Genomic DNA, 3,059 nt, shown 5'->3' with positions numbered 1-3,059 from the left:
GACGGCTCCATTCCAAAGGCGCGCATGCTGCAAGCGTTAGGCATGTCTATGCATAAAATCATTATTATTCTAATTTTTTCATTATTTAGCTATGAGTCAAGAGCTTATAGTGCTGTTGATAACATACCTAATTATGAGACTCACGAGTTTCAGGGACCACAAGAGCAAAACTATTCTGGTATGGTTTACATTTGCGTCGAGCTGTCAGAAAAAAATAATTACGCTGAAGATGGTGAGGCGCTTCTTGAAAAATTCAGAATAGCTTCAAAAATATCGCCAGAACACTCGGCTAAGATTAGAAAAGACGCTCAGCGTTGGTGGGCAAGTAAGCCTCAAAACATTGATTATAAATTTTTCTGGGACGATATGTGTGAAAAGCCTATGCAGAACATGCGTGATTTTTTTGATCTTTAGTGGTTAAGTGTATGCCAGTTTGGATGTACGGTTTGCCTAACAATCCGCGTCATTCAGGGCCTCCAGCCCTTGCGATGCTCACAAATTCGCGCGCATGCGCGGGGCGTTAGCTACCCTTCAATGAATATGGTCGTAATATGAAAGTTTGGCTTTTCTTATTCTTTTGTTTTTTTTCGCTCGGCACCAATGCAGTGGTGAAAAGGCACGATATTCCACCCGAAAATTATGTTTTAGAAAAAGCACCTGAATACCTTATTGATATGCCGCATGAGGGGCATGGTGTTCTAATCGATCCTCAATGGGTTTTGACGGTCGCACACACTATTTTTTATGATTATGTTGGTAAAGATTTAAAAGTAGGTTCAAAGACTTACCAGATAGAAGCGGTTCATATACACCCTGATTATACTGAACCGGGTAAACATTTATTAGAAGGTGATTTAGCACCTTTAATGAACTTTTTTAAGTCTAGAAGTGATATTGCGCTAATTAAATTAACATTACCTGTAAGCGATGTTAAACCAATCAATATGTATACGGGTGAAAATGAAGTAGATGAAATAATTACGGTATATGGCAGGGGAGCTACAGGTAACGGATTAACAGGTGAAGATCCTGATACTAAGTCACTTCGGGTAATGAACCAGTTCCAAAATATTGTGCAAAGCGCAGAAGGTAGCTGGATAGCATTCACATTCGACAAACCAGAAAATGCATTAGCGCTTGAGGGTATGCATGGTTCAGGAGATAGTGGAGGGGCTTCTGTTATCTTTAAAGAAGGCGGCTTATTTCTGGTAGGTTTATCAAGTTGGCAATTAGGGCATGGTGATATATCTACTTTTAAAGCTGGTTTGTATGGTACTACGGCCTATCAGGTGAGAGTGTCAAATTATTATGACTGGATATCAAGTGTATTGGGTAGCTAACAAGTTACTTAATTTCATTCTGGCCACAAACGGCGTGGCCTTCACGGGACTGCCTACGCTGCGCTGCGGCAGCCCATTAGTAATGCGTTAGCTGCCTGGCATGTATTTGACGTTAAATTGGCATACAAATGTCGTATTAAAATGAGGAGGTTGTGCCTTAAAGTTAAAGCTGACATTACAAAAGGTACTTAAAAATGGAAATGAAAATTAACTCTGAAATCGTTATAAAAAAAAGAAAAGACAAAGCGTGGAGCCAGCAGCATCTAGCTGATGTCTGTGACGTAAGCTTAAGGACCATTCAACGAGCAGAAAATGATGGCAATGCTTCCTATGAGACACAAAAAGCTCTTTGCTCTGCTTTTGAAATAGATGTAAAAGACATTGCTTTAAGAGAGAAAAGAGAAGGCGGGAAAAATAGCCCTACAAAGAAGCCTTTCTTTATTCTGAGTTTTATATTTGCACTGTTTGGCAGTGCTCTAGTAGCTACAGTCTCAACCGCGTCTACAGGTGTTATAGTTCAAGCAGAATCTGTGGCTTTATCGCGAGACCAAAACACCGTAACTTATTCTGGTGATGTTATTGTGCTCATTCCTGAAGAAGAACTTTTCGAAATGTCCGTATTAAAAAATGGTCTCGTTACCGATGAACCCAATCAATTCAATTTGAGAATCGTCAATAATAATATGGAGTTACTGGTCGCAGACCCCAAAATAACAAAAGTAGACAAGAAAATTAAGATTACCACTTCAAAGTTACAAACAACTCGTCTTTAAAAAATTGGAGATACCAGCTAACAAACGTTTTAAATCTTGCGTGGTTTAGTTTTTAATACAAGCAGCGGTGGCTTTATTCGGTCTTGCCAGTGGGGTTAGACGCGCAAGACCAATGTGGGCTGCTAACAAGCAAAGTCAGTCGGCGCTAGACTGCAGCGCGCCTGCTTTGGGCGTTAAGCATCATCCATCCCGAAGGAGACAAAATGTCTGAATATTACGCTTTAGTGAAATGGACTCGCGGAAAAGATGAGCCATATATTGACAATGCATATAGTCGCGGTCATGTCTGGGAGTTTGACGGCGGTGTTTGCGTGCCGGCTTCGTCATCACCTCATGTTGTACCTCTACCGTATTCAGTCGAAGCAAATGTAGATCCTGAAGAAGCATTTGTCGCTTCGTTATCAAGTTGCCATATGCTCTTTTTCCTTTCAATCGCAGCCAAAAAAAAGTATGTGGTTGAAAGCTATAGCGATGATGCTGTAGGCCTCATGGAGAAAGACCAATCGGGCAAAATATCCATGACCAAGGTTACTCTGCGACCAAAAGTTGTGTTTGGTGGTGACAGGGCTCCTTCAAAAGAAGAGCTTGAAAAAATGCATCATTTATCACATGAGCAATGTTTTATCGCTAACTCGGTAAAGACACAGGTAACTACAGACATCAATGCTTAACAAGGCGCTGCTATGGAAAAATTACTCGCTTGAGCTCCTAAACTTCCGCAGAGCGAAGCGTAATATACAAGGAATAGGTATTTGAATCGTCCGACGCTATATATATTTTCCGGTTTACCTGCGGTTGGGAAATCTACACTTGCTCAACTGCTTGCGAAACATCTAAGCATCTTATATGTCCGAATTGACACTGTCGAACAAGGATTGCGGGATTTATGTGATCTAGATGTAGAAGGTGAAGGTTATCAACTCAGTTATCGGATCATTCAGGATAA

Annotated in this window: 5 protein-coding genes; all 5 read left to right on the top strand. The window is 40.8% G+C overall.

All coding sequences use genetic code 11. The annotated features are described in order from the left end of the window. Positions 1 to 414: hypothetical protein (locus tag Q3O60_RS17465; RefSeq protein ID WP_305895208.1), on the top strand; the 414-nt coding region annotated here is incomplete at its 5' end. Between the two features lie 137 nt (positions 415 to 551). Continuing rightward, a complete protein-coding gene (locus Q3O60_RS17460) occupies positions 552 to 1,340 on the top strand; it encodes a S1 family peptidase (protein ID WP_305895207.1) in 789 nt (262 codons plus the stop codon). Between the two features lie 194 nt (positions 1,341 to 1,534). Then, on the top strand, positions 1,535 to 2,113 hold the full coding sequence (locus Q3O60_RS17455) for a helix-turn-helix transcriptional regulator (protein WP_305895206.1): 579 nt from the start codon (positions 1,535 to 1,537) through the stop codon (positions 2,111 to 2,113). A gap of 203 nt (positions 2,114 to 2,316) precedes the next feature. Continuing rightward, the gene (locus Q3O60_RS17450; RefSeq protein ID WP_305895205.1) at positions 2,317 to 2,784 is read left to right on the top strand and encodes an OsmC family protein; all 468 of its coding nucleotides are present in this window, start codon (positions 2,317 to 2,319) and stop codon (positions 2,782 to 2,784) included. 81 nt (positions 2,785 to 2,865) lie between these two features. After that, the coding region (locus tag Q3O60_RS17445) for a P-loop nucleotide/nucleoside kinase family protein (RefSeq protein WP_440132267.1) at positions 2,866 to 3,059 on the top strand (194 nt) is incomplete at its 3' end.

It is taken from the genome of Alkalimonas collagenimarina, from assembly GCF_030717845.1.
Taxonomy (GTDB): Bacteria; Pseudomonadota; Gammaproteobacteria; order Enterobacterales; family Alteromonadaceae; genus Alkalimonas; species Alkalimonas collagenimarina.
Note: the sequence above shows the minus strand (reverse complement) of the source record. Positions and strands in the feature narration are given on the sequence as shown.

What these genes read in the sequence shown, in the direction of transcription:
- Q3O60_RS17460 (WP_305895207.1), top strand. Translation starts at nt 552, where the DNA reads ATGAAAGTTTGGCTTTTCTTATTCTTTTGTTTTTTTTCGCTCGGCACC.
- Q3O60_RS17455 (WP_305895206.1), top strand. Translation starts at nt 1,535, where the DNA reads ATGGAAATGAAAATTAACTCTGAAATCGTTATAAAAAAAAGAAAAGAC.
- Q3O60_RS17450 (WP_305895205.1), top strand. Translation starts at nt 2,317, where the DNA reads ATGTCTGAATATTACGCTTTAGTGAAATGGACTCGCGGAAAAGATGAG.